This window comes from Klebsiella sp. ME-303 (assembly GCF_007910085.1).
GTDB classification, from domain to species: Bacteria; Pseudomonadota; Gammaproteobacteria; order Enterobacterales; family Enterobacteriaceae; genus Klebsiella; species Klebsiella michiganensis.
In genome coordinates, this window is record NZ_VOJB01000061.1 from 342,305 (window position 1) to 367,154 (window position 24,850).

24 protein-coding genes and 1 pseudogene are annotated in these 24,850 nt (G+C 55.9%); 17 read left to right on the forward strand and 8 right to left on the reverse strand.

The genetic code is table 11. The features are described from left to right. Positions 1-43: 43 nt before the first annotated feature. The 4 genes from FQK12_RS07160 to FQK12_RS07175 are packed head-to-tail and all read left to right on the forward strand — an operon-like array spanning position 44 to position 3,889. Positions 44-1,003, forward strand: a complete 960-nt coding sequence (locus FQK12_RS07160) for an ABC transporter permease (protein ID WP_009652083.1) — start codon at positions 44-46, stop codon at positions 1,001-1,003. Continuing rightward, positions 1,003-1,950: an oligopeptide ABC transporter permease gene (gene opp4C / locus FQK12_RS07165; RefSeq protein WP_004851599.1), complete on the forward strand. Its 948-nt coding sequence runs from the start codon at positions 1,003-1,005 to the stop codon at positions 1,948-1,950. The genes FQK12_RS07160 and opp4C overlap by 1 nt, the downstream gene beginning before the upstream one ends. Next, complete coding sequence (locus FQK12_RS07170; RefSeq protein WP_014229627.1) at positions 1,947-2,927, forward strand: ABC transporter ATP-binding protein; 981 nt, start codon at positions 1,947-1,949, stop codon at positions 2,925-2,927. Before opp4C ends, FQK12_RS07170 begins: the two co-directional genes overlap by 4 nt. Further along, a complete protein-coding gene (locus FQK12_RS07175; protein WP_014229628.1) occupies positions 2,924-3,889 on the forward strand; it encodes an ABC transporter ATP-binding protein in 966 nt (321 codons plus the stop codon). Before FQK12_RS07170 ends, FQK12_RS07175 begins: the two co-directional genes overlap by 4 nt. A gap of 74 nt (positions 3,890-3,963) precedes the next feature. On the opposite strand, the gene FQK12_RS07180 is transcribed toward FQK12_RS07175, so the two are convergent. Continuing rightward, positions 3,964-6,369 (reverse strand): membrane-bound PQQ-dependent dehydrogenase, glucose/quinate/shikimate family, encoded by a 2,406-nt coding sequence (locus FQK12_RS07180; RefSeq protein ID WP_014229629.1) that lies wholly within the window; start codon positions 6,367-6,369, stop codon positions 3,964-3,966. Between the two features lie 425 nt (positions 6,370-6,794). Between FQK12_RS07180 and FQK12_RS07185 the strand changes: the two genes are divergently transcribed. The 6 genes from FQK12_RS07185 (at position 6,795) to FQK12_RS07210 (ending at position 13,328) form a co-directional block, all read left to right on the forward strand. Continuing rightward, positions 6,795-7,343, forward strand: a complete 549-nt coding sequence (locus FQK12_RS07185) for a tyrosine-type DNA invertase (protein ID WP_014229630.1) — start codon at positions 6,795-6,797, stop codon at positions 7,341-7,343. A 456-nt stretch (positions 7,344-7,799) separates the two neighbouring features. Beyond that, entirely contained in the window at positions 7,800-8,318 is a 519-nt protein-coding gene (locus FQK12_RS07190) for a fimbrial protein (protein ID WP_014229631.1), read from the forward strand. Between the two features lie 100 nt (positions 8,319-8,418). After that, positions 8,419-9,108, forward strand: a complete 690-nt coding sequence (locus FQK12_RS07195) for a molecular chaperone (RefSeq protein WP_014229632.1) — start codon at positions 8,419-8,421, stop codon at positions 9,106-9,108. A 59-nt stretch (positions 9,109-9,167) separates the two neighbouring features. Continuing rightward, positions 9,168-11,738: a fimbria/pilus outer membrane usher protein gene (locus FQK12_RS07200; protein WP_014229633.1), complete on the forward strand. Its 2,571-nt coding sequence runs from the start codon at positions 9,168-9,170 to the stop codon at positions 11,736-11,738. 15 nt (positions 11,739-11,753) lie between these two features. After that, positions 11,754-12,755 (forward strand): fimbrial protein, encoded by a 1,002-nt coding sequence (locus FQK12_RS07205; protein ID WP_014229634.1) that lies wholly within the window; start codon positions 11,754-11,756, stop codon positions 12,753-12,755. 45 nt (positions 12,756-12,800) lie between these two features. After that, positions 12,801-13,328 carry a fimbrial protein gene (locus tag FQK12_RS07210; protein ID WP_014229635.1) on the forward strand — a complete coding sequence of 176 codons (528 nt, stop codon included), beginning with the start codon at positions 12,801-12,803 and terminating at the stop codon, positions 13,326-13,328. 37 nt (positions 13,329-13,365) lie between these two features. Here the strand turns inward: FQK12_RS07210 and FQK12_RS07215 are convergent, their stop codons facing one another. Further along, positions 13,366-13,917, reverse strand: a complete 552-nt coding sequence (locus tag FQK12_RS07215; protein ID WP_014229636.1) for a tyrosine-type DNA invertase — start codon at positions 13,915-13,917, stop codon at positions 13,366-13,368. A gap of 404 nt (positions 13,918-14,321) precedes the next feature. Here FQK12_RS07215 and FQK12_RS07220 point away from each other — a divergent pair, with 404 nt between their 5' ends. Further along, a complete protein-coding gene (locus FQK12_RS07220; RefSeq protein WP_014229637.1) occupies positions 14,322-14,993 on the forward strand; it encodes a helix-turn-helix domain-containing protein in 672 nt (223 codons plus the stop codon). Between the two features lie 114 nt (positions 14,994-15,107). Here the strand turns inward: FQK12_RS07220 and FQK12_RS07225 are convergent, their stop codons facing one another. Next, positions 15,108-16,016 (reverse strand): DUF535 family protein, encoded by a 909-nt coding sequence (locus FQK12_RS07225; RefSeq protein WP_032719373.1) that lies wholly within the window; start codon positions 16,014-16,016, stop codon positions 15,108-15,110. A gap of 315 nt (positions 16,017-16,331) precedes the next feature. On the opposite strand from FQK12_RS07225, the gene FQK12_RS07230 reads away from it, so the two are divergent. Then, entirely contained in the window at positions 16,332-16,472 is a 141-nt protein-coding gene (locus tag FQK12_RS07230; RefSeq protein WP_004851627.1) for a hypothetical protein, read from the forward strand. Positions 16,473-16,514: 42 nt separating this feature from the next. On the opposite strand, the pseudogene FQK12_RS27580 reads toward FQK12_RS07230, so the two are convergent. Further along, a pseudogene (locus FQK12_RS27580) lies at positions 16,515-16,778 on the reverse strand (Na+/H+ antiporter NhaC family protein); the annotation flags it as partial. A 317-nt stretch (positions 16,779-17,095) separates the two neighbouring features. Here FQK12_RS27580 and FQK12_RS27445 point away from each other — a divergent pair. Further along, complete coding sequence (locus FQK12_RS27445) at positions 17,096-17,266, forward strand: YnfU family zinc-binding protein (RefSeq protein WP_213220741.1); 171 nt, start codon at positions 17,096-17,098, stop codon at positions 17,264-17,266. On the opposite strand, the gene FQK12_RS27255 is transcribed toward FQK12_RS27445, so the two are convergent. Beyond that, positions 17,211-17,489, reverse strand: a complete 279-nt coding sequence (locus tag FQK12_RS27255) for a hypothetical protein (RefSeq protein WP_162097154.1) — start codon at positions 17,487-17,489, stop codon at positions 17,211-17,213. The genes FQK12_RS27445 and FQK12_RS27255 overlap by 56 nt on opposite strands. On the opposite strand from FQK12_RS27255, the gene cspF reads away from it, so the two are divergent. Continuing rightward, the gene (gene cspF / locus FQK12_RS07240; protein WP_004136705.1) at positions 17,437-17,649 is read left to right on the forward strand and encodes a cold shock-like protein CspF; all 213 of its coding nucleotides are present in this window, start codon (positions 17,437-17,439) and stop codon (positions 17,647-17,649) included. The genes FQK12_RS27255 and cspF overlap by 53 nt on opposite strands. A gap of 28 nt (positions 17,650-17,677) precedes the next feature. On the opposite strand, the gene FQK12_RS07245 is transcribed toward cspF, so the two are convergent. Beyond that, the gene (locus FQK12_RS07245; RefSeq protein WP_014229640.1) at positions 17,678-18,550 is read right to left on the reverse strand and encodes a LysR family transcriptional regulator; all 873 of its coding nucleotides are present in this window, start codon (positions 18,548-18,550) and stop codon (positions 17,678-17,680) included. 106 nt (positions 18,551-18,656) lie between these two features. Between FQK12_RS07245 and budA the strand changes: the two genes are divergently transcribed. The 3 genes from budA to FQK12_RS07260 are packed head-to-tail and all read left to right on the forward strand — an operon-like array spanning position 18,657 to position 21,920. Beyond that, the gene (budA, locus tag FQK12_RS07250) at positions 18,657-19,436 is read left to right on the forward strand and encodes an acetolactate decarboxylase (RefSeq protein WP_004851637.1); all 780 of its coding nucleotides are present in this window, start codon (positions 18,657-18,659) and stop codon (positions 19,434-19,436) included. Beyond that, positions 19,408-21,126 (forward strand): acetolactate synthase AlsS, encoded by a 1,719-nt coding sequence (gene alsS, locus FQK12_RS07255; protein WP_220138113.1) that lies wholly within the window; start codon positions 19,408-19,410, stop codon positions 21,124-21,126. Before budA ends, alsS begins: the two co-directional genes overlap by 29 nt. 23 nt (positions 21,127-21,149) lie before the next feature. Continuing rightward, positions 21,150-21,920: a (S)-acetoin forming diacetyl reductase gene (locus FQK12_RS07260; protein ID WP_014229642.1), complete on the forward strand. Its 771-nt coding sequence runs from the start codon at positions 21,150-21,152 to the stop codon at positions 21,918-21,920. Between the two features lie 56 nt (positions 21,921-21,976). On the opposite strand, the gene FQK12_RS07265 is transcribed toward FQK12_RS07260, so the two are convergent. Next, positions 21,977-23,047: an ABC transporter ATP-binding protein gene (locus tag FQK12_RS07265; protein ID WP_014229643.1), complete on the reverse strand. Its 1,071-nt coding sequence runs from the start codon at positions 23,045-23,047 to the stop codon at positions 21,977-21,979. Next, positions 23,040-24,809 (reverse strand): ABC transporter permease, encoded by a 1,770-nt coding sequence (locus FQK12_RS07270; RefSeq protein ID WP_014229644.1) that lies wholly within the window; start codon positions 24,807-24,809, stop codon positions 23,040-23,042. The genes FQK12_RS07265 and FQK12_RS07270 overlap by 8 nt, the downstream gene beginning before the upstream one ends. Positions 24,810-24,850: the final 41 nt, after the last annotated feature.

Genomic DNA, 24,850 nt, shown 5'->3' on the forward strand with positions numbered 1-24,850 from the left:
ATCCCCGGCCGCCGGGATGACCGGCGGCTGACGTGAGAATGTCATGAGAAATTTCATCCTGAGACGGCTGCTGCAAACGCTGCCGATGCTGCTGCTGGCCTCCTTGATTATCTTTATGCTGTTTGCCAAAACGCCGGGCGATTTTATCGACGGCAATATCACCCTCACAGCTGCCCGCGCCGCCGAACTGAAAGCCATTTACGGCCTGGATCAGCCGCTGCTCACCCGCTATATCCACTGGCTCGGCCAGCTGCTGCGCGGCGATCTCGGGTTTTCGCTGCAGTACCAGATCCCGGTCAGCCAGCTGCTCAACCAGTACATCTGGAACTCCTTCCTGCTGGCCAGCGTGGCGCTGGTGTTTTACTGGGGAATTGGCCTGACGGTGGGCGTGGTCTCAGCGCTGAAGCCCAATTCTGCGTTCGATCATCTGGTGAGCGTCGCGGTGTTCGCCGCCATGTCGTTCCCGACCTTTTTTCTCTGTCTGCTGCTCATCAAGTGGTTCGCCGTCGACCTGCACTGGCTACCGGTGGGCGGCATGACCAATACCGGCAGCGACGACAGCGGCTGGGAGTATGTGCTGCAGGTCGCCGCCCATCTGGTGCTGCCGGTACTGGCGCTGGTGATGCTCCAGGCGGGCAGCCTGACCCGCTATTTTCGCGCCAGCATGCTCGACGTGGTGAAAATGGATTTTATCCGCACCGCCCGCGCGAAAGGGCTGCGCGAACGCACGGTTATCCTGAAGCACGCCCTGCGTAACGCCCTGCTGCCGATCATCACCCTGCTCGGCTTCGAGCTGCCGGGGCTGTTCTCCGGGGCGATCATTACCGAAAAAGTGTTTAACTGGCCGGGGGCCGGGCATATTCATATCGATTCGCTGGCCGCCCGCGACTACCCGGTGTTAATGGGCTTTACCCTGTTTCTGGCGGTGCTGACCATTCTTGGCAACCTGATTGCCGATGTGCTTTACGCGTGGGTCGACCCGCGCATTCGCGTGAGGTCCTGATGCTCAGCTCTCTGTTTTCTGCTAACCGACGCCTGCGCAAGGCGGAAATCCCGGCGCTGGCGCAGGTGACCCCATCCCCCTGGCGTCAGGCCTGGCAGGCGCTGCGCCGCAATCGCCTGGCGATGCTGTGCCTGCTGCTGCTGGTCGTAATGGCCCTCTGGTGCATACTGGGGCCGCTGTGGTCGCCGTGGAAAGACGATGCCACCGACGCGCTGATGATTAACAGGCCGCCCGGCGCGGAACACTGGCTGGGTACCGACTTTCTCGGTCGCGATATTTACACCCGCCTGCTGCTGGCCGGGCGCATTTCGCTGATTATCGGCCTGCTGACCATGCTGCTGTCGGTCACCCTTGGCTATCTGCTCGGCGCGCTGTCGGGCTACGCCGGCGGCCTGACCGATAAACTTATTATGCGTTTTGCCGATCTGGTGATGACTATCCCCGGCCTGCCGCTGCTGATTGTCGCGGGCGCGATGCTCTCGGAGCTCGATTTCTCACCGGACTCACGCATCTATATGGTGGTGATTATGCTGAGCCTGCTGGAGTGGCCGAAGCTGGCGCGGCTGGTACGCGGGCAGTGCCTCTCCCTGCGCGAGCGCGACTTTATGCTGGCGACCCAGGTGCTGGGACTGTCGGCGCGACGCCGTCTGTTTGGTCATCTGCTGCCGAATACGGTACCGATTCTGGTGGTGATGGCAACCATGGCGGTGGCGAACGCCATCCTCAGCGAGTCGGCGCTCAGCTACCTCGGGCTTGGCGTGGTACCGCCGACGCCGTCGTGGGGCAATATGATGGACGCCGCCAACAGCCTGATCGACTTTCAGCGCCGGCCCTGGCTGTGGATGCCGCCGGGGATCGCCATTTTTATCACCGTCATCGCCATCAACGTGCTGGGCGACGGCCTGCGCGACGCCATGGACCCTAAAATGAAACAGAGGCTGAAATGAGTCGCGCATTAATCACCTTTAATCAGCTTTCGGTCTCTTTTGCCGCCGACAAAAACCGGGTACGCGCGGTACAGGATGTGTCGTTCACTATTCGCGCCGGGCAGACCGTTGGCGTGGTCGGCGAATCCGGCTGCGGCAAAAGCGTCACCGCCATGTCGTTAATGGGTCTGCTGCCACCGCAGGCGGCGCGCATTGACGGCGGGGAAATTCTTTTTGAGGGCCAGGACCTGCTGCGGCTGAAAAACGCCCGTATGGCCGACCTGCGCGGCAATCAGCTGGCGATGATTTTTCAGGAGCCGATGACCGCCCTGAATCCTGTACTCACCGTCGGCGAGCAGCTCTGCGAACCGCTGATTCGCCACCGCGGCGAGCCGCCGAAGGCCGCATGGCAACACGCTACCCAGCGCCTGACGGATGTCGGGCTGGCGCGCGCGGAGAGCCTGATGGCCAGCTATCCGCATCAGCTTTCCGGCGGCATGCTGCAGCGGGTGATGATTGCCATGGCGCTGAGCTGCCAGCCGAAGCTGCTGATTGCCGATGAGCCGACAACCGCCCTGGACGTCACCGTGCAGGCGCAGATCCTGCGCCTGCTGCGCGACCAGGCGCGGGCCAACCGGATGGCGATGATGCTGATTACCCACGATCTCGGGGTTATCGCGCAGATGGCCGAGCACGTTGTGGTGATGTACGCCGGGCGTATCGTCGAGCAGGGCGCGACCGCCGCGATTCTGCGTCACCCGCAGCATCCCTATACTCAGGGGCTGATTGCCTCGCGGCCGGTGCCGGGGGCGCGGCGCCGACGCCTCTATTCAATCCCCGGCCAGGTGCCGGACCTCGCCGCCCTTCCCGCCGGATGCGCCTTTGCCGAGCGCTGCGCAAAAGCCACCGCGCGCTGCCGACAGAGCATTCCGCCGCTGTCAGGGCAAGACCGGCAGGCCGCCTGCTTTTACTGTGAACTTTCGGAGTCCGTGACATGAGTCATGAATACGTGATTGAAGTGGATGGGCTGAAAAAACACTTCCCGCTGCGCGATGGGCTGTTCGGTCAGCAGACCGGCGTACTGCGGGCGGTGGATGGCGTGAGCTTTAAGATTCGCCGGGGAACGATTTTTGGTCTGGTGGGCGAATCCGGCAGCGGGAAAACCACCGTTGGCCGCACGCTGCTGGGGCTGTATGAGAAGACCGCCGGCAGCGTCAAGTTTCGCGGTCAGGAACTTGCCGAACTGCCGCCGCGGGCAATGCGCGCGCTGCGGCCTAAAATCCAGCTGGTGTTTCAGGACCCTTACAGTTCGTTAAACCCGCGCATTCGCATCGGCGACGCTATTGGCGAGGCGATGCTGGAGCACAAGCTCTGTCGCCGGGCGGAGCTGTATGATAAAACCCTTGAGGTGATGCGCATCTGCGGGCTGGCGCCGCAGCATTACAACCGCTTCCCGCACGAATTTTCCGGCGGCCAGCGTCAGCGCATCGGCATTGCCCGGGCGCTGATCTTAAACCCGGATTTTATTATTGCCGATGAGCCGATTTCGGCCCTCGATGTGTCGATTCAGGCGCAGATTATTAATCTGTTTTCCGATCTGCGCGACGATCATGGGGTGACGTTTTTGTTTATCTCCCACGATCTCGGGGTGGTAGAACATCTCTGCGATGACGTGGCGGTGATGTATCTCGGGCAGCTGGTGGAGACCGCCAGCCGCGATGCGCTATTCAGCCGGCCTTTGCATCCCTACACCCGGGCGCTGCTGGCGGCGGTACCGACCCTCGATCCGGACAGCGAGCCGGTCGCGGTGGTGCAAGGTGAAATTCCCGACCCGTCCCGGCCGCCTTCCGGCTGTCGCTTTTCCACCCGCTGCCCGCAGGCCAGCGACCGCTGCCGTCGCGATATTCCACTATTAAGGGAGGTCGCCGACGGCCACCACGTCGCCTGTCACGCGGTTTAGCGCCGGCCAGGCTTCGGACCATAAAAAAACCGCCCACAGGGGCGGTTACTTGCGCAAAAGCGAAACGGCTGCGGCTACTCTTCCAGCGCGAAGGCAATAATATCATCGCCCACGTCCGGCGAGTGGCTGGCGCCCCCGGCGGAGATCACCACGTACTCTTTACCGCTTTTCGGTGATTTATAGATCAGCGGCGCCGCCACTGCCCCAACCGGCAGACGAGCGCGCCACAGCTCTTTACCGGTGGCGGAATCCAGCGCGCGCAGGTAGTTATCCTGAGTTCCCGCGAAGAACACCAGTCCGGAAGCGGTTGACGTCGGGCCGCCCAGCGTCGGCATGCCCAGCGGGATATGCATGTGCGTTTTCAGCCCCAGCGGACCGGTATCCTCCACCGACCCCATCGGCACCTGCCACAACAGCTGGCGAGTGTTGAGGTCAATGGCGCTCATGGTGCCAAACGGCGGGGTATTACAGGGAACGCCCAGCGCCGACTGCAAAATATCGATCCGCACGCCGCCGTATGGCCCGGCAATTTGCGGCCGCACGGTTCCCATAAAGCCGGGCACCTCGTCGGTGGAGACTTTATATTTCGCCATATCCTCTTTGCGCACCAGCGACATTCTCAACGGCATCCGCATATCGTTGACGAACAGCGTTCCTGTGCGCTCATCGATAGTGATACCGCCCCAGTTCATGCCCCCCAGCAGGCTTGGCCACTCGATGTACGGCTTCTCTGACGGCGGCGTGTACATGCCAAGATAAGTCGACGCTTTGAAGTCGATACGGCACATCAGCTGATCGAACGGCGTCACGCCCCACATCGATTTCTCGGTGAGCGGCTCGACGCCCAGCTGCGGCATGCCGGTGGAGAACGGCTGGGTGGCGGAGAGATGCTCGCCTTCCGCGCCGTCATGGGCGACAGGCTGCTCTTCCACGCGGGTCACCGGCTTACCGGTACGCCGGTCGAGTACGTAAATCTGCCCGGTTTTGGTGGTCTGGATCAGAACCGGAACCTCTTCGCCCCGCTCGTTTTTCATATGGAACAGTACCGGCTGCGACGGCAGGTCATAGTCCCAGATATCATGATGCACGGTCTGGAAGACCCACTTCGTCTCGCCGGTGCTGGCGTCCACCGCCACCACGGAAGATCCGTATTTCTCTTTGGCCGCGTTGCGATCGCCGCCCCAGTAGTCCGGCGGACCGTTACCGGTCGGCAGATAAATCAGGTTCAGCTCTTTGTCAAAGCCCGGCACCGTCCAGACGTTCGGCGTTTCGAGGGTATAGACGCGACCTTTTACCGGGTCGGTAACGTTTTCCGGCTGGCCGACGTCCCACGCCCACACCACGTTTCCGTTACGTACGTCAAACGCGCGTACCACCCCGGACGGCTCCCCGTGCACGATATCGCGCACCCAGCCGCCGAGCACCGCAATATGTCCCATAATCACCGGCGTTGAGGTCGGGTGGTAGCGTTTGCTGTTTTCGGTATTGTCCATACCCTGTTTCAGATCGACGCTACCGTGGTCGCCGAAGTCATCGCACAGTTCGCCGGTTTTGGCGTTCAGGGCGATCAAACGGGCGTCGACCGTGGACACCAGAATACGCTGCGGGCACTGCTGCAGCGCCGGGCTGGCCTTCTCTTCTGCGCTCAGCGAATCATCGCTTTGTACATCGTAATAGCCGACCCCGCGACAGGTGACGTGTTCGGCGGTACTTGCGTGCGGGTCAAAACGCCAGCGCGCTTTCCCGGTATCCGCATCCAGCGCCGTGACCACGTTCAGCGGCGTACAGGAGTACAGCGTGTCGCCAATTTGCAGCGGGGTATTTTCATCGACGCCAATCCCGGCGCCGGTTAGCCGGCGGCCGGTGTGATACGTCCAGGCGACTTTCAGGTTTTTGACGTTTTGCGGCGTGATCTCATCGTACGGCGCAAAACGGGTGCCGGAGGCATCGCGACCGAAAAACGCCCAGTTATCGCTTTTTGACGCCAGGGTCGGCGTGCTGGCGTCGCTCGCTTTCACCACGCCGTGATGAATACCGCCGTGCGGGTAGAAGGCGGAGACCAGCGTCGCCAGCAGCAGGAGGAAAATCGCCGAGGCGCTCCAGTTGGCGTAGCGTCTGCGCGCAGGCCGGATCGGCAGCGTCGCCGCCAGCCACAGCGCCAGCATCAGCATCAGCGCGGGAACGACCAGCCGGGGGATCAGGCCCCAATAGCTGAGCTGCACTTCATACAGCGCCCAGCAAAGGGTCAACAGGAAAGTCAGAATGGCAAAAGGCAGGACATAGCGGCTGCGGACAAGATAGCCGACGGCGATAAGCAGATAAGCGAGACCGGCTAACAGATACCAGGCGCTGCCGCCGAGAGAGAGGAGTTTGCCCCCCCAGATAGTGAAAAAGAGTCCAGTGCCAAAGCTTAGTAATGCAAAAAGTACCCGGTAAACGGTAAAGAACAGGCCCCTACCGCCACCTTGTTGTTCGTCCATATTTCATCCCATACGACATCAGTCGAAAAAACCAAAACATCTTATATAAACAGCGCATTATCAGACAAATAAAAGCGCATACCGCATATCATGTTGGTTGGACGCTCCCGGACAGAGCGAAGAACGTAAGGAATTATATGTATTTGTAAAAATAATGTAAAACTATCAGGCATTAAATGTTTAAATTTTTTTAATTTATAAAAGTAAGTTGAACGAATGATGAGTTATAACGAAAGCCGTAAAGCCCGCGTTGCATTCGCTGTTAAGCGCGTTTCGATCCTGGCGAATCAGTCCGATCCGTCTTGCTATCCTCACCCCGCTGTTTAATCATACCCGGCGCGTTCATTTGACCGCTTACATCGGGCGAAGCCATTCGCCTTCACACCGGAAGGGGAAAAATTTCATGGCTGTTCAGGAGATTAAACATGAATAAACGAAAATATCTCACCGAAATGGAGATAAAAAAAATCATCAACGAGGCGTACAAGGGAGCGAACCCGGAGAGGGATCGTTGTTTAATCTGGATGTGCTTCATTCACGGTTGCCGTGTTAGCGAAATTCGCCACTGGCGGCTATCTGACCTTGACCTGCATAACCACTCAATTTACGTCAAACGGCTTAAAAATGGGTTTTCCACAACGCATCCTCTCTTTTCGAGCGAGATGACGTTTATCCGTGAATGGCTGTCGGTGCGTAAAAACTATCGCAACAGCGACAGCGACTGGCTATTTCTTTCGCAAAAAGGAACGCCGCTATCGCGTCAGCGGATCCACGTACTGATTAGCCACTATAGCCAAAGTGCGGGTTTAAGAATTGCGGCCCATCCGCATATGCTGCGCCACGCCTGCGGTTTTTCGCTGGCCGATAAAGGCATGGATACCCGGCTAATTCAGGATTATCTCGGTCACAGAAATATTCAGCATACGGTGCTTTATACTGCGAGCAATGCTGCAAGATTTAAAAATATATGGTGACGCGACAACCAATATATTTCTTACTTGACATAATGTATCAGATTGTCACTAACATAATAAATCACCAATACCCTGTCAACCCGTAAGGTTTTTCGTAACTCGAATAATTTAAAACATTAATTATCAATAGATTAGCAACTAGCGCGCATGTTCCAGCAAACCTTAACCTCAGCCGCCACCCTCCGAAACACCAGATTATTTACCATACACCCCTGAATTATTGGTTTTTAATATCGCAAAAATAGCCATCCATGGCATCTATATCTAAAAAATCAATAAACAAAATAGATAAAACTAAACATGACACTTTGATACAAAATGTCTTCTGCAGAAATAAATCTCAGCGTCACTGGATCTATTTCAGCACGACATCTGGCTATCAGATTAATAAAGGCTCATGAGAAATTTATTTCTGTGAAGCTATTACCTTTCTATATTGCATATAAGGACTATCTTATGAACAAGAGTCTTATTGCTGTTGGTCTGTTAGCCGGTGTCATGTCCGCATCCGCATTCGCGGATGATGGCCGTATTGAATTTTACGGCTCCATCACCGATAGCGCCTGTACCGTGATCAATCATATGACCAACCCGCTGACGGTCATGATGGGGAATGTCTCCAGCAAAGCCTTCAACGGCGCGGGCTCCACGGCCTCGGCAACCAAATTTATTATTGAGCTGAAAGATTGCCCGAAATCCGCTAAGTCGGCCACGGTAAAATTCGACGGCACGGCGGATAGCAGCGTTGGCACTATTCTGGCGCTCACCCAGCAACCGGGCGTAGCTAAAGGTGTTGGGATCCAATTAATGGATAATAAAAACGTCGTCGTCCCATTATATACCGCCTCATCCGCTTACCCGCTGCAGCCGGGCGGAAATAGTCTCGCTTTCGTCGCTCGCTATTATGCGACATCAAACACCGTAAACGCAGGGTTCGCTAACTCAACCAGCACATTTACCCTCAATTACAACTAACGGATATTTCGTCGGCGTATTTCTTTTGCGCTGGCGTTATTTCCGCGGACCGGCAGCGGCCGGTCCGTCCTTTTTCGTATTTGTGGAGTCAATAGCTATCATGCATAAAGGATATAGAGTATTTCCCCTCCTCCTTCTGGTGCTGGCGAGCGAATTAGCGGCGGCGACAGAAAGCGGCGGCGTCACTATTGGCGGCACGCGACTGATTTTTGATGGCGGCAAAAAAGAGGCCTCTTTAAGCGTCAGCAATTCGGATACCGGCCCATATCTGATCCAGTCGTGGGTGGAGCCGAACAATAACGATCCGGCCAGGCCGCCGTTTATTATTACCCCGCCGCTGTTCCGCCTCGACGGCAATCAGCAAAACCTGCTGCGGATCGTCAATACCGGCGGCCAGCTCCCAACCGATCGCGAGTCGCTTTATTGGCTAAACGTCAAAGCTATTCCGACAAATACCGCCCCGGAAAACGCGAATACGTTGCAAATCGCCGTAAGGACGCGCCTCAAGCTTATTTATCGCCCCAACACGCTGAAGGGTATCCCGGAAGAGGTGACCCATAAGCTGCGATGGCGCCAGACGGGCAGCAGGCTAACGGTATCGAATCCGACGCCGTTTTACATGAATTTCAACGAGGTCACGGTGGGCAATCATCCCATTACCGAAGCCACCTTTGTCGCACCAATGAGCTCAGCCACGTTTGCTACCCCCGGCAAGGTGACCGGCCTGGTGTCATGGAAAATCATTAACGACTTTGGCGGCGTGGGTAAAAGCCACACGCAGGTTCGCTAACCCGCCGCTGCCGACGGTTTGCGCTGCGGCAATTGCCGTCAGTTCAGGAGCCTTTCAGGATGAACAAAAAAACGTTAAGCGACTCGCCTTTGAATTTAGCTTACCTTATCGCCACCCAGGTTGCCCTCATTGTGGTGATAAGCCCCTATGCTTACGCCCGTGAACGGTTCAACCCCGCCCATCTGGAAGCCGGCGCAGGCGGTCTGGCCACCACCGATCTCTCCGCCTTCGAGGTGCGTGGCGGGCAGCAGCCCGGCCGCTACAGGGTGGATATTTATGTCAATGACAGCAAGGTGGATACCCGGGACGTTGAGTTCCGCATGCAGCAAAACGCGCAGGGACAGAGCGCATTACAGCCCTGTCTCTCCCTGAACGATTTGGCCTCATGGGGCGTCATGATCCAGCGTTATCCGACGTTAGGCCAGCCCGATGCCAGCTGCGCAAGGCTGTCGGCGATTCCTCAGGCCAGCGCCGACTTTCGTTTCTCGCACCAGCAGCTGCTGTTAAGTTTTCCCCAATCCTCCCTTACCAACGCCGCGCGCGGCTGGGTCGATCCTGCGCGGTGGGATGACGGCATTCCGGCGGCGCTGGTTAATTACAGCGTCAGCGGCGCCAACAACCGGGACAAAAAAGGCGACGACGGCGACGGAAACGCGCAGTACATTAATTTACGTCCCGGTCTTAATATCGGTCCCTGGCGATTGCGTAATTACACCACCTGGAACCGCAGCCATCAGGGTGGCGAAAACGGCACCTCAACAAAATGGGATACCGTTTATACCTACGCCCAGCGCGATATACGCACGCTGAAGAGCCGACTGACGCTGGGCGATAGCACCACGCCTTCCGATATTTTCGACAGTATTCCGTTTCGCGGCGGCCAGCTTGCGTCTGATGACGATATGCTGCCGGAGAGCCTGCGCGGCTATGCCCCCGTTGTGCGGGGGATTGCTCGCACCCATGCCCAGGTTACGATCCGGCAAAACGAATACATCATTTATCAGACCTACGTTTCGCCCGGCAGCTTCGAAATCACCGATATGTACCCCACCGGCGGTTCCGGGGACCTGTACGTTACCATCAAAGAGTCTGACGGCAGCGAACAATTCCTCGTGGTGCCCTACGCCTCGGTCCCGGTGCTGCAGCGCGAAGGTCGGTTAAAATACGCCATGACCGCCGGCGTTTACCGCGCCTATGACAACGGCATTGATAAAGCTCCGCTGGCCGCCGGCACGGCGATTTATGGCCTTCCCGCCGGCTACACCGTATACGGTGGCGGCCAGTTCAGTAAAAGATACCAGGCGTTAGCTCTGGGCATAGGTAAAAACCTGGGTCCCATTGGCGCCCTATCCACCGATATCACCCAGGCCTGGTCGCAGCAAAAAAATCGACCACGAGAAGAAGGCCAATCCTGGCGTATTCGCTACAGCAAAAACCTGGTGCAGACCGGGACTAACTTCACCTTCGCGGGCTATCGCTATGCCACCAGCGGCTACTGGGATATGCAGGACGTTCTCAATACCTGGCGCGACGGACGGCGCTACGTGATGCCGGAACGCCGACGCAACCGCGCCGAGTTAACCGTCAGCCAGAACCTGTTTCAGATACCAGGCAACCTCGCGCTTAGCGCCATCGTGGAAGACTATTGGGGTACACACAAGCGCATGGAGTCATATAGCGCGAGCTACAACGGTTCGTACAAAGGCATCAGTTTCGGTCTGAGCTACAGCTATAACATTCACTCAACGGAACGCTACGGCCAGCGGTCCGGGCGCACCTACGACCGCGATGGGCTGTTTGCGCTCACCATGAGTATTCCACTGGATAAATTATTCGACGGCCATCCCACCTACGCCAGCTACATGATGAATACCAGTAAGCAGGGAAATACCACCAATAACGTGAGCCTGGGCGGTACCCTGCTGGCCGATAACAATCTGAGCTGGAGCGTCATGCAGGGCTATGGTTCTCAGGGCCAGGGAAGCAATAGCGGGATTAATGCCGACTGGCGCGCCTCTTACGCCGAGACCCTCGTCGGCTACGCCCGCGATCGCTACAGCGAACGCGTTAACTATGGTTTGCAGGGCGGGATCGTTGCGCATCGCAACGGCCTCACCTTTAGCCAGCCCCTCGGCGAAACGATGGCGCTGATTGCCGCGCCCGGCGCGCAAAACGTAGCGGTGCTTGGACAGATAGGCGTCAAAACCGATCGCTTCGGCTATACCGTCGTTCCCTACCTCAGCCCCTATCGCAAAAACGATCTCACGCTGAATACCGAAACCCTGGCCGATGATGCCGAACTGGCGCTGGCAACGCAGACGGTCATCCCCACGCGCGGCGCGCTGGTGAAGGCCAGCTATGAAACCAGCCTCGGTAAACGGGTCCTGATGACCCTGAGAAAACGCAACGGCGCGTCGGTACCGTTCGGCGCAACGGTTATCGATCCCGCCTCCACGACGCCAAAAAGCTTCATCGTAGGTGATGGAGGACAGGTTTATCTGACAGGGCTAAAAGACGCGGGTCAGCTGGAGGTTAGCTGGAGTCACGACCCTGATGGCCGGTGCAGAGTGAATTACAGCCTGACGCAAAACGCCGGCGGGATTATCAACCTTAATGCACAGTGTTTATAGCAGGAGCATGACGATATGAAACGAGTCAACGTCCCCCTTATGCTGGTTATTCCCATCGCAAGCGCAGCCCACGCGGAGAGCGGCTATTGTCCCAGCTCCCCGCCCACGCCGTTTACCCAGCAGCTTGCGCGGATCGCGGTATCGCGGACGCTGCCGGTTGGCAGCGATATTCCCGGCACGCAGCGGGTCTTCACCTTTAGCGGAAATTGCAAGGGTCAAAGCGGTTGGGCGGATGTCACTCGAGGGCACCCGATTGTCGCCTGCTATTACGGCAGCGGAGAAGAAGTGGCGGGTTTTCCGGGGGTCTATAAAACCGGCGTCGAAGGCATCGGTATTGCGCTGCAAAATAGCGCCGGCCAGAGGGTGAGAGGTATCGGCAGCGACTGCGATACGCGCGCGCAGGCGCTGGGATACACCTCCAGCGACGCCAGCATGACCTTCGGATATACGATCACATTAACGCTGGTAAAAACGGGGGATACGGTAATGAACGGGACTCTCGATGTCGCGCAAACCAAGTTCGGTATGGGTGCATATGATACCGGTATAGGTATCGGTAATCGGGGAGACCTTAACTATATAAGCTATGCCGGAGATATTGTTTATAAAGCGGTAAGCTGCACCGTCCCCTCGTCGTTAACTGTCAACATGGGTTCTGTTCCGGTGGGCCAATTCTCTGGTCCAGGCAGCACCAGCGACGAAAAAAACCTGTCAATTCCGGTGCGGTGCGACGATAAGGTCGCCGTGAATACGTCAATAAGCAGTCAAGGTTATCTCTCCCCGACGCTCGGCGTAGTGGCCTTAAGCAGTGAAACCGGCGTAGCCCAGGGGGTCGGCGTTCAGGTGCTTTATAACGGCTCGCCCGTTCAGTTCGATCGTTTTTTCCCGGTCGGCACCATCCCTGAGGCTGGCGCCTCGATAACCCTGCCGCTCACCTTTCGCTATTACCAGAACACGCCGGAGATTCATCCCGGCCATGCCAACGCGGTGGCCACCTTAACGATGATGTACAACTGAGTTTATCCCGCTCTCGTTTCTCACTGCTTACTTAAGGAGTCGATAATGAGAATTATCGCCAGCCCGGCCGTCATAACGTTATTTACGGCGATTTCGTCGTCATTACCCGCTTATGCCGCGGATGTCACTCTTTATATCAACGGCGATATTGTTGCTTCTTCCTGCACCGTCGAAAATAACGGTATTTATAATATCGATCTCGGACATAATATTCCCAGCCGCCGGCTTAGCGCGGCCAACTCTTACTCCGCCTGGAAAGAGTTTTACGTCACGCTGAGCCACTGTCCCGTGGGGACATCAAGAGTTACCGCTCACTTTACAGGCCCTGTTGACGGAGCTGACCCTGATTTATATGCCAACGTGAGCAGCCCCGATAGTTCACGCAATGTCGCGATAGAACTTCAGCGTATAACCGGTTCAGTAAATGCCGGCAGCGGAAAATCTATTGCCGTCGACGTCGATAATAACCGTCAGGCCATATTCGATATGCGGGCGCGCATTTTTAGCGTCGCAGGGGGTGCCACCGCGGGTAATATTAGCGCAATGGTCGTTATGAATTTTACCTATAACTAAAGGTTATCTGGCTCTTACCGAGCCAGATACTCCGGCTTCAGAGGGTAATTGAGCTAAAGCGCGCCGGATTGCTCGCCGTATACAAGACGGTATGCTGGATATTGCGATGGCCGAGATAATCCTGAATCAGGCGTGTATCAACGCCCTCTTCCGCAAGCGCATAACCGCAGGCGTGGCGCAGCATATGCGGGTGTACCGGAACGGCAATGCCGGCCTGTACGCCATAATTTCGCATCATAACGTGAATATGCTGTCGGGAAAGCGGAGTGCCTTTTCGCGACAGGAACAGCCAGGGAAGATCGGCGTTTAAACAGCTCGTGCGCTTAACCAGCCACTGGCTTAACGCCAGCTGTTCACGGGGCTGAAGAGGGTGAACAGTTGAAAAGCCATTTTTTAAACGCCGAATGGCGATCCGCTGGCTGGATAAATCAATATCGCTCACTTTTAAAAAACGTAATTCACTTACGCGCAGTCCGTGAATAAAACACATGAGGAGCATGCAATAATCCCGCAGCGAGCCATCCTGCTGCTGCGAAGCATCAATTAATGCTTGCACCTCTTTTTTACTTAAATATTTTCGTTTTTTCATAGCCAACCTGACGGTTTCTTCAATGGAGCCCCTGAGATTCGGCTCCTGTATTGACTCTGCTCATGGCTACTGGCAATCCACTGTCGAGCAATCCTTGATAACTGCAAGTCCTGAACACTGTTAATAGTCATAAACGCTACCGCCCAATAGTATCAAATATCAGGAATAGCCCAAATATCACATCGGTAAAATTAAAAACAAATAGATTTAGCTGTTATGTAAATAAGGAAATTTATAAGCTTATGCTATTAATATTTATCTTAAGTCTGATGAGGCGGCAAGTTTTTTTAAGTCTATGTGTAGACTTATTGGGGGTTTATTCGCCCCCTCAGCGTCATCGATAATGTTTTGGCTACAGTTTGCTGTTTTTTGGAAGTTCTATTTTTTATAAGGAAATCATCAGCATGGAAACAATCCCTCGTGTACAACATGACACAGACCTGCTCCGGACCATCACCAAACCCATAGACGACATTGATAAACTCATTCGCTGCCTGGCGCCTAAATGTAACAAAATGTTAATGAATGGTAGACGAAACATCGGCATAGTAAAAGAAAACCAGCATCAATGCTTGGTTTTGTTCCGCGGCACGATGTCTTTATATCGCAACAACGACGGACTCATCATCAACTCCGAAACGAGTCCATTCATCTTTGGCATGAATAGTCAGCTACGTTATTCCCGGCATATTTACCTGCGCACCCAGGAAACATCTTCTATTGGCCTGATATCAATTAACGAGGCGCATAAGATCATCGCCGAACAGCAATTATGGGAAAATGTCTCACGTCTCCTGGAATATTCCTCGGCAAAAGTCTACGCCCACTGTTTTAAGGTTTCTAAACTTTCCTGTTATGAGATCATTGTTCATCAGCTTATAGAATTAAACAATGAACCAGAAGCGATCAAAAATAAAATCACCGCCGCCAATTATATTCTGTCGCGAACCTTTTTGTCGCGCAGTGGGGTCATGAGAACCCTGGCCAAATTAAAACAGCTGGGCGCTATTCAGCTCCATCGAGGCATTCTGGTGACCATGAATCAACTGCCTCCCAGCCTGAAGCTTAGCGAATAACGTCTTTAGCCGAGCGGCCACCGCGATGTGGGCGCCGGCCGCATTCAGCCTGGTTGACTCCGCCATTGCCGGTGGGCAGCCCCCTGCCCACCGGCAAATGCGAAACGAGGATAATCAGCCGTGACGATTCACGCTAATATCGCGTAGCGCGGCGGCCATATCCAGCTGGGCCAGCTCTTTCAAGCCTTCTCGCTTGATAAACTGGCTCCGGTGCTTGCTTTTAACCTCTTCCAGGCTTTTCTTTATCTCGTTCGCCGGCAATTTATACCAGCCGCGACGATGCTTCTCACCGCCAATTTCCAGCCAAAGCTCAGAATAGCTGGTTTTTACTCTGTCGCTTTTTACATGGTATTGGCTGTCGATCGCATAGATCTCCTTGATATTGAAATGCGACAAAAAACCGTACAGCAGCGTGATAATTAAGTTCTTCGGTCGGATGCCGTAAAGCTCCTTGGTCAGCGCTTTCACTTCTTCATTATCAATGTCTTTCCCACCCTGGATGCCGCCAATCCAGGCTCGGCCATCTTCGGTGCAGGAAAAACAGATACTGTAGACGCGTTTATCACCCAGGAACATTAAGAGCATCAGCTCCCCCTCCTCCTGAAAAGGCGATGCCAGCAGCTTCACATCAATGCAGGTACCGTTTTTCAGCGCAATAGTGATTAGCGAACGACCAAATGCTTTCATATCGTACAGCTGCGGCAACGCCTCGGGAAGAAAGGTTTTCTCTATAAAATTCAAAGCGCCATGAGCAATATTGAGCTTCGCTCTTTTTGACATCTTTTTATTTAAATAGGCCTTAAAGGGTTTATCTTCAAAGTTAACCAGCCCCTCGGTTGCTCCCGTTAGTTTTGCACAAGCGTAATTTTCACATAACGTCTGATATTCCTTATATTTTCCTCCGATTAAAGATATTTCCCTGCATTTCCGCAATACCTTTTTATAGTTGAGTTTAACGTGACAAATAAATTTATTAGTTTTCCGCCATTCTTTGATAGCGGCTACTGCTGTTGTCGAGACCATTGACCATAATCCATAGATACATCCATAAGCCGGTCAATATTAGCATATTTTATACAAGTCAATGTCTAACCCAGCGCTCGTTGTCGATTCGTTTAATAAATAATTTGATCGCGACTAAAATAATCGCCGGCAGGTTATGAAACATGCTTTCAACTATTATTATTAGTAGGATCCCGACCCGCGCTCGCTCCCGACTGTATGCAGTAGCAAACCCGCACTTATCGCTATGTGCTACCCGGGTTCACACCGGGTGCATCCCCCCGGCGTTTTGCCTATACTTGCTCACGGTCAAAACTGAACTTAAGTGGGTAACGCATGGAAATTGATCTCGATAACCTCGTCTTTAGCGGGCTGGAAGAAGCGCAAGAGCGCAACGCTGAACGCCTTGAAGAGGCAGATAAAAAAGCGCAGGCCGTTGTTGCCGACGATGACTGCGGCGACGCCTGTAAGATCTAACGACGAAACCGGCTACCCTGCCGGTTTTTTTTACCTGCCTCTCCCCCAGGGGATGCCCGCGGCCAGCGACATCACCGTGGCAATCAGAAAGATAAAGCCGATCGCGAAACCGGATGGAATAACGCCGGAGGTAATGGAGGCAATATACTGCCCGGTGTTCAGTTCCGCTGAAATATGCCCCATCAGGAAAGCCAGGATCATGATTAAACTAATTTTAACTATGCTGGCTTAGCCGATATAAAGTTCTTTGAAAAGTTCTCAACATTCAGAATACCGCGCGCGGAACCAGATAAAAGAGATTTGCGTCCTTCAATCACTATTAAAATGTATATCAGACAAGGAAGAAAATTTTGCCTATTTTCACTCTATTCAGGGAAAAAACGAGAAAACTGTTCTCTACACGCCAAAATCAATAATCATTAAGCAATTGATATAAAATAACTTTATTTTAAAGGGTGATGTTAATCACAAAAGGTAGAGGAAAAATCTTCTCCTGCACGCTTCCGCTGGATCTTTTTTTCGTCCTGCCGCTCACAGCCTGAGCCACCGCTGCGAAGAATGAGTTAGAGCTATTTTCTTTAGAATGCTGTATGGTCATACGCTCTTAAATCAGGAAATATCATATGTCAGAACGCAAAGACGCTAAAACTCGCCGTAATTATCTCGTTAAATGCTCCTGCCCTAACTGCTCCCAGGATTCAGAACACAGCTTCAGCCGAGTCCAAAAAGGTGCACAACTCATTTGTCCCTACTGCCATAAACTCTTTCAGTCCTCATCACGACCCGCTGCATAATTTTCTCTTGCCAGATGCCGATTGCCGCGCGTGGCTGAGCAATAATCAGCCAGCGCCGATCTCTTTTGGCGAAAAAAAGCCCGCCAGCGCGGGTTTTATTTTGATTTGAATAGACTTCCCGCGCGCTTACTGTATAGTCGTGGCGGTTTTCATATTTAAAAGGTATTTCGTTGTTCCAAAAAATGACAGGTATTGTCAAAGCATTTGATAATAAAACAGGCAAAGGCCTGATAATCCCCTCAGATGGTCGCAAAGACGTTCAGGTTCATATTTCCGCATTATCGCCCGGCGAACCCACCACAATCAGCCCGGGAATCCGCGTTGAATTTCGTCGCGTTAACGGACTGCGAGGGCCAACCGCCGCCAATGTCTATCTTTCGTAAATACCGGCTCCAGGCGCTACCGAGCGGATTAAAACATGGCCAGAAAACGCTTCACCGTGCGCGAGCGCTCGTAGCGTCGCCAGGCGATAGCAATATCGGTTTTTAGCGGCGTGCCCGACAAAGGGTGATAGCTGACGTTAGGTAGCGTGATGCAGGTCATGGACTGCGGCACCAGCGCAAAGCCGAATCCGGCCTCCACCATGCTTAACGACGATGATATTTGCGATGACTGATACGTTCGTTGCATATCAATACCGGCGCGCAGATAGCTGTTATACACCAGCTCATACAGCCCCGGAGCCACTTCCCGCGGGAAAAGAATCGGCGCCACGTCCGTTAACTGCTCCAGCGTCAGCTCGCTGTGGGACGACAGCGGATGCGAACGCGCCAGCGCAATCACCATCGGCTCCTGGTCGATAATTCGCAGGTTGAACGCTTTACTGCTTTCACAGGGCAGGCGCACAAAAGCGATATCCAGCTCCGCTTCGCCAAGCGCCCCCATCAGCGTCGCCATATTGCCCTCGACCTGATGTAACGTGACTCCCGGGTGACTGTGCTGAAACTGCTGGAGCAGGCTAAAGATTTGCGGATGAAAGGCATCAGAACTGGTAATGCCCAGCGAGAGTCGGCCGTTCAACCCGCGGGCGATCCCCTTGGTCTTTTCCAGCGCCGCGTCGCTTAATGCCAGGATCTGGCAGGCATCCTCATAGAAAGACTCCCCCGCTTCCGTCAGCTCGACGCCGCGGGTTAAACGGCGGAAAAGCGGCGTGCCAATTTCCCGTTCAAGTCTCTGTATTTGCTGGCTTAATGGCGGCTGGGAGATGCCAAGTTCTTTTGCCGCTTTAGTGAAGTGTCGCGCCTCAGCGACGGCGACGAAGTAGCGCAGATAACGAAGTTCCATATCGAAAACGTCTCAAACAATCATAGATTCTATATTGGAACTGTGAGCTGAATCGCGTCAACATTTATTTAACCTTTCTGATATTCGTTGAACGAGGAAGCGGGTAATGAACCATTCTGCTGAATGCTCTTGCGAAGAGAGCCTGTGTGAAACTCTACGAGGATTTTCCGCGCAACATCCCGATAGCGTCATCTACCAGACTTCTCTGATGAGCGCGCTGTTGAGCGGCGTTTATGAGGGCAATACCACCATCGCCGATTTGCTCACCCACGGCGATTTCGGCCTGGGCACCTTTAATGAACTGGACGGCGAGCTGATCGCGTTTAGCAGCGAGGTTTACCAGCTGCGCGCCGACGGCAGCGCCCGCAAAGCCCGAATGGAACAGCGCACGCCCTTCGCGGTGATGACCTGGTTTCAGCCGCAGTACCGCAAAACGTTTGATAAACCGGTCAGCCGCGAACAGCTGCACGACATTATCGACCGGCAAATCCCCTCCGATAATCTGTTCTGCGCCCTGCGTATCAACGGCCATTTTCGCCACGCCCATACCCGCACCGTACCGCGCCAGACGCCGCCCTACCGGGCGATGACCGACGTGCTCGACGACCAGCCCGTTTTCCGCTTCAACCAGCGCGAAGGGGTGCTGGTGGGGTTTCGCACGCCGCAGCATATGCAGGGCATTAACGTTGCCGGCTACCACGAACACTTCATCACCGATGACCGCCAGGGCGGCGGCCATCTGCTCGATTATCAGCTCGACCACGGCGTGCTGACCTTTGGTGAGATCCACAAATTGATGATTGACCTTCCTGCCGATAGCGCCTTCCTGCAGGCGGATCTGCATCCTGACAATCTTGATGCCGCCATTCGCTCAGTCGAAAACTAAGGAGATTCTCGTGGATAATCAACATCAACCGCGCCAGTGGGCACACGGCGCCGACCTTATCGTCAGCCAGCTTGAGGCGCAGGGCGTACAACAGGTGTTCGGCATTCCAGGGGCCAAAATCGATAAAGTCTTCGATTCGCTGCTGGACTCCTCCATTCGCATTATTCCGGTACGCCACGAAGCCAACGCCGCGTTTATGGCCGCCGCGGTTGGCCGCATCACCGGGAAAGCGGGCGTCGCGCTGGTCACGTCCGGCCCCGGCTGCTCTAACCTGATTACCGGCATGGCCACCGCAAACAGCGAAGGCGACCCGGTGGTGGCGCTGGGCGGTGCGGTAAAACGCGCCGACAAGGCCAAACAGGTGCACCAGAGTATGGATACGGTGGCGATGTTTAGTCCGGTAACCAAATACTCGGTGGAAGTCACCGCCGCGGAAGCGCTGGCGGAAGTGGTTTCCAACGCGTTTCGCGCAGCCGAGCAGGGACGCCCCGGCAGCGCCTTCGTCAGCCTGCCGCAGGACGTGGTCGACGGGCCGGTCCACGCCAGGGTTCTGCCCGCCAGCGATGCGCCGCAGACCGGCGCGGCGCCGGACGAAGCCATTGAGCGAGTCGCGAAGATGATTGCCAGCGCTAAAAATCCGATATTCCTGCTCGGCCTGATGGCCAGCCAGGCGGAAAACAGCGCGGCGCTGCGTGAATTGCTGAAAAAAAGCCATATCCCGGTTACCAGCACCTATCAGGCCGCCGGCGCGGTGAATCAGGACCACTTTACCCGCTTCGCCGGGCGGGTTGGGCTGTTCAATAACCAGGCGGGGGATCGACTCCTGCATCTCGCCGACCTGGTCATCTGCATCGGCTATAGCCCGGTGGAGTACGAACCGGCCATGTGGAATAACGGCAACGCCACGCTGGTGCATATCGACGTACTGCCGGCTTACGAAGAGCGCAACTATACCCCGGACATCGAGCTGGTCGGCAATATTGCCGCCACCCTGAACAAACTCTCTCAGCGTATCGACCACCAGCTGGTGCTGTCGCCGCAGGCCGCCGAGATCCTGGTTGACCGCCAGCATCAGCGGGAGCTGCTCGACCGCCGCGGCGCGCAGCTGAACCAGTTTGCCCTTCATCCGCTGCGCATCGTTCGCGCCATGCAGGACATCGTCAACAGCGACGTGACGCTGACCGTCGATATGGGGAGCTTTCATATTTGGATCGCCCGCTATCTCTACAGCTTCCGCGCCCGTCAGGTCATGATTTCCAACGGCCAGCAGACCATGGGGGTGGCGCTGCCGTGGGCGATTGGCGCCTGGCTGGTCAATCCGCAGCGCAAAGTGGTTTCGGTTTCCGGCGACGGCGGCTTCCTGCAATCCAGTATGGAGCTGGAGACCGCCGTACGGCTAAAAGCTAACGTCCTGCATATCATCTGGGTCGATAACGGCTACAACATGGTGGCGATTCAGGAAGAGAAAAAATACCAGCGGCTCTCCGGCGTTGAGTTCGGTCCGGTGGACTTTAAAGCCTACGCCGAAGCCTTCGGCGCCAAAGGGTTTGCGGTTGAGAGCGCTGCCGCCCTTGAGCCGACGCTGCGGGCGGCGATGGACGTCGACGGCCCCGCCGTGGTCGCCATCCCCGTTGATTACAGCGACAACCCGCTGCTGATGGGCCAGCTTCATCTCAGTCAAATACTTTGAGTCACTACAGAAGGAATCCAGCAATGAAAAAAGTCGCACTCGTGACCGGCGCGGGCCAGGGCATCGGGAAAGCTATCGCCCTTCGCCTGGTTAAAGATGGTTTTGCCGTGGCTATCGCCGATTACAATGACGCCACCGCACAGGCGGTCGCCGATGAAATTAACCGCGGCGGCGGTCAGGCGCTGGCGGTGAAGGTGGATGTCTCTAAACGCGACCAGGTTTTTGCCGCCGTAGAACAGGCGCGGAAGGGCCTGGGCGGTTTTGACGTGATTGTGAACAACGCCGGGGTGGCGCCCTCCACGCCTATCGAAGAGATTCGCGAGGACGTGATCGATAAAGTCTACAATATCAACGTCAAAGGCGTTATCTGGGGTATCCAGGCCGCGGTAGAGGCGTTTAAAAAAGAGGGCCACGGCGGCAAAATCATCAACGCCTGCTCCCAGGCGGGCCACGTGGGTAACCCGGAACTGGCGGTCTATAGCTCAAGTAAGTTTGCCGTGCGCGGCCTGACGCAAACCGCCGCCCGCGATCTGGCGCATCTGGGAATTACCGTTAACGGCTACTGCCCGGGGATCGTTAAAACCCCAATGTGGGTGGAAATCGACCGTCAGGTTTCCGAAGCGGCGGGTAAACCGCTGGGCTACGGGACCCAGGAGTTCGCCAAACGCATTACCCTTGGACGGCTTTCAGAGCCGGAAGACGTCGCGGCCTGCGTCTCTTATCTCGCCGGTCCGGACTCCAGCTATATGACCGGCCAATCGCTGCTGATCGATGGCGGCATGGTATTTAGCTAATAATAAATAAGCTCTGACATGGTTTGCCCCGGCTTCAGCGCCGGGGCTTTTTTATCTCACCCTTTAGGGAAGATCCACAGGTCGCTGACGGGCAAGGCCAGATGGCAGCGCTTGGCATCGCGCAGCGCGCTGCCGTAGGCGCGAATGGCGAAATCATCGCCCTCGGTGCGAAACAGGTACTCCCAGCGGTCGCCGAGATACATACTGGTCAGCAGCGGCAGTGCCAGCATATTCTCCTCAGGCGCTGAGGCGATGCGCAGGCGTTCAACGCGGATCACCGCCGTCGCCTCTTCCCCCACCTTGACCCCCTCCCCGACCATCCCCCACAGCGCCCAGCTGGCGCCCTCAATTCGCGCCCGACCATTATCCAGAGCGGTGACGGTGCCATGCAGCCGGTTATTGCTGCCCATAAACTCGGCGGCAAATAGCGTTCTCGGGCTACCGTACATCTCCTGCGGCGTTCCCTGCTGCTCGATCACCCCGTTATTGAGCAGCAGAATGCGATCGGAAATCGCCATCGCCTCGTTCTGATCGTGCGTGACCATCAGCGCCGACAGCCCCAGCTTGACGATCAGCTCGCGCAAAAAGACCCGCGCCTCTTCCCGCAGCTTGGCGTCAAGGTTCGACAGCGGCTCATCCAGCAGAATCACCGGCGGGTTGTAAACCAGCGCCCGGCCGATGGCCACGCGCTGCTGCTGCCCTCCGGAGAGCTGGTGCGGATGGCGATTGCCAAGATGCCCCAGACCCAGCTGTTCAAGCACGGTCTGCACCCGCTGCTTGATCTCCGCGGCGGCAACCTTACGCAGCTTCAGCGGATACGCCACGTTTTCAAACACCGTTTTATGCGGCCACAGCGCGTAGGACTGAAATACCAGCCCCAGGTTGCGCGCCTCCGCCGGGATTTCGCTACGCGGGTTGCCGTCATAGACGCGGGTTTTACCAATAGTGATAATGCCGCTGGTCGGCTTCTCCAGCCCGGCTACCGCCCGCAGCAGCGTGGTTTTTCCGCTGCCCGATGGCCCGAGCAGCGAGACCACCTCACCCCGCTTCAGTTCCATTGACACGCCCTTGAGCACCGGGTTATCACCGTAGGTCAGATGCAGGTTTTCTACCGATAATTCAATCATGTAATTTCACTCCAAAGCGCAGGGCGATACCCAGGCCCACGACCACCAGCAGAATATTAATAAAGGAGAGCGCGGCAACGATATCGATAGCCCCCGCCGCCCACAGCGACACCAGCATCGAACCGATGGTTTCGGTGCCCGGAGAGAGCAGATAAACCCCGGTGGAATATTCGCGCTCGAAGATAAGAAACATCAGCAGCCAGGAGCCGATTAAGCCGTAGCGCGACAGCGGAACCGTGACGTGGCGGGTGATCTGCCCGCGCGATGCGCCGGTACTGCGTGCGGCCTCCTCCAGCTCCGGCGCTACCTGTAGCAGCGTCGAGGAGATGAGCCGCAGCCCGTAAGCCATCCATACGACGGTATAGGCCAGCCAGACGCTAAAAATGGTGTTTCGCAGCGCGCGCAGCTGAACGATCAGATGTTCACGCAGCCAGTCTGCCACCGGCAGCGCCGAGAGCCAGCCGTTTTTCAGCGACTGATCGAGCCACATCGGCAGAAACAGAAATACCCACAGAAACGCCAGCCCGGCCAGCAGCCCGGGCACCGCACGCGGCACCAGCACGCTATAGTCCAGAAAGCGCGTGACGTTATCCGGTTTGCGGTGCATCGCGATGCCCACGAACAGATAGCAGACCACCGCCAGCGCGCCGCCAATCACCCCAATCGCCATAGAGTTAACGATGGCGCGCAGCAGATTCGGCTGCTGCCAGATGTTACGGAACGTCGCCAGCGAGAGTTCATCCCACAGCGAAACGCCCACGCCCCAGTTTGAAATAAAGGCCCGCAGCGCCACGCCGATCAGCGGCACCCCAATGGTGACCGTCAGCCATGCCACCACCACAACCCCGGCGACCCAGCGCCACTTCCCCAGCGGCAGCGCGCGGGCCTGGGACGCTTTTCCCTTCATGGTGACAAAGCGGTTGGCGGTGCGCATCAGGCGGCGCTGGAGCATCACCAGCGGAACGGTGATGCAGATCAGGACCACCGCCACCGCCGCCATCAGGTGATAAGAAGGCGTGCCGAGCTTGTTGGTGAGCTTATAAAGATAGGTCGCCAGCACCATGTTGCCTTCCGGATCGCCCAGCACCAGCATCAGGCCAAATACCTCCAGGCCGAGGAAAAACAGCAGTACGCAGGCGTAGAGTATCGACGGTCGCACCATCGGCAGGCTCACCGAGGTCATCACCTGCAGCGGCGATGCGCCCACCGTCCGCGCGGCCTCCTCGACATCCGATCCGACGCTGCGCAGCGCGGAAGAGATATAGAGATAGGCATGCGGAACGTGCGTCAGCCCGGCAATTACCACGATGCTGAACATCGAGTAAATATTCCACGGCACGAAGCCGATCAGCTGCTCGGCCCACTGCGAAAAGAAGCCCACCGGCCCGGCCGCCACCACGTAACCAAAGCCCAGTACCATCGGCGAAACGAAAATCGGTACCAGAATCAGCGGCTCGATAAACCGCCGCCCGGGCAAATCGGTACGTACCATTAAAAAGGCGAGGATCCCGCCGAGGGGGATGGCAATCGCCACCAGACCAAACGCCAGAATAAAGCCGGACTTGAGCGCCAGATAAAAATCCGGGTCGCTAAAGATGAAAGCGAAGGCTTCGAGGCTGAACGATTTCGTGCGGGCAAAAAAAGGCGCCGAGAGAAAGCTCTGCACCACGATAAATAACAGCGGGACATAAATCGCCAGCGCCGTCATCACGACGACGATACCGCGCGGCAAACCCTGCCATTTTCGACGTAAGACATTCATAAGCGATCCCTTTAAACCTGGCGGGCGTTAAGCGGGCTGCG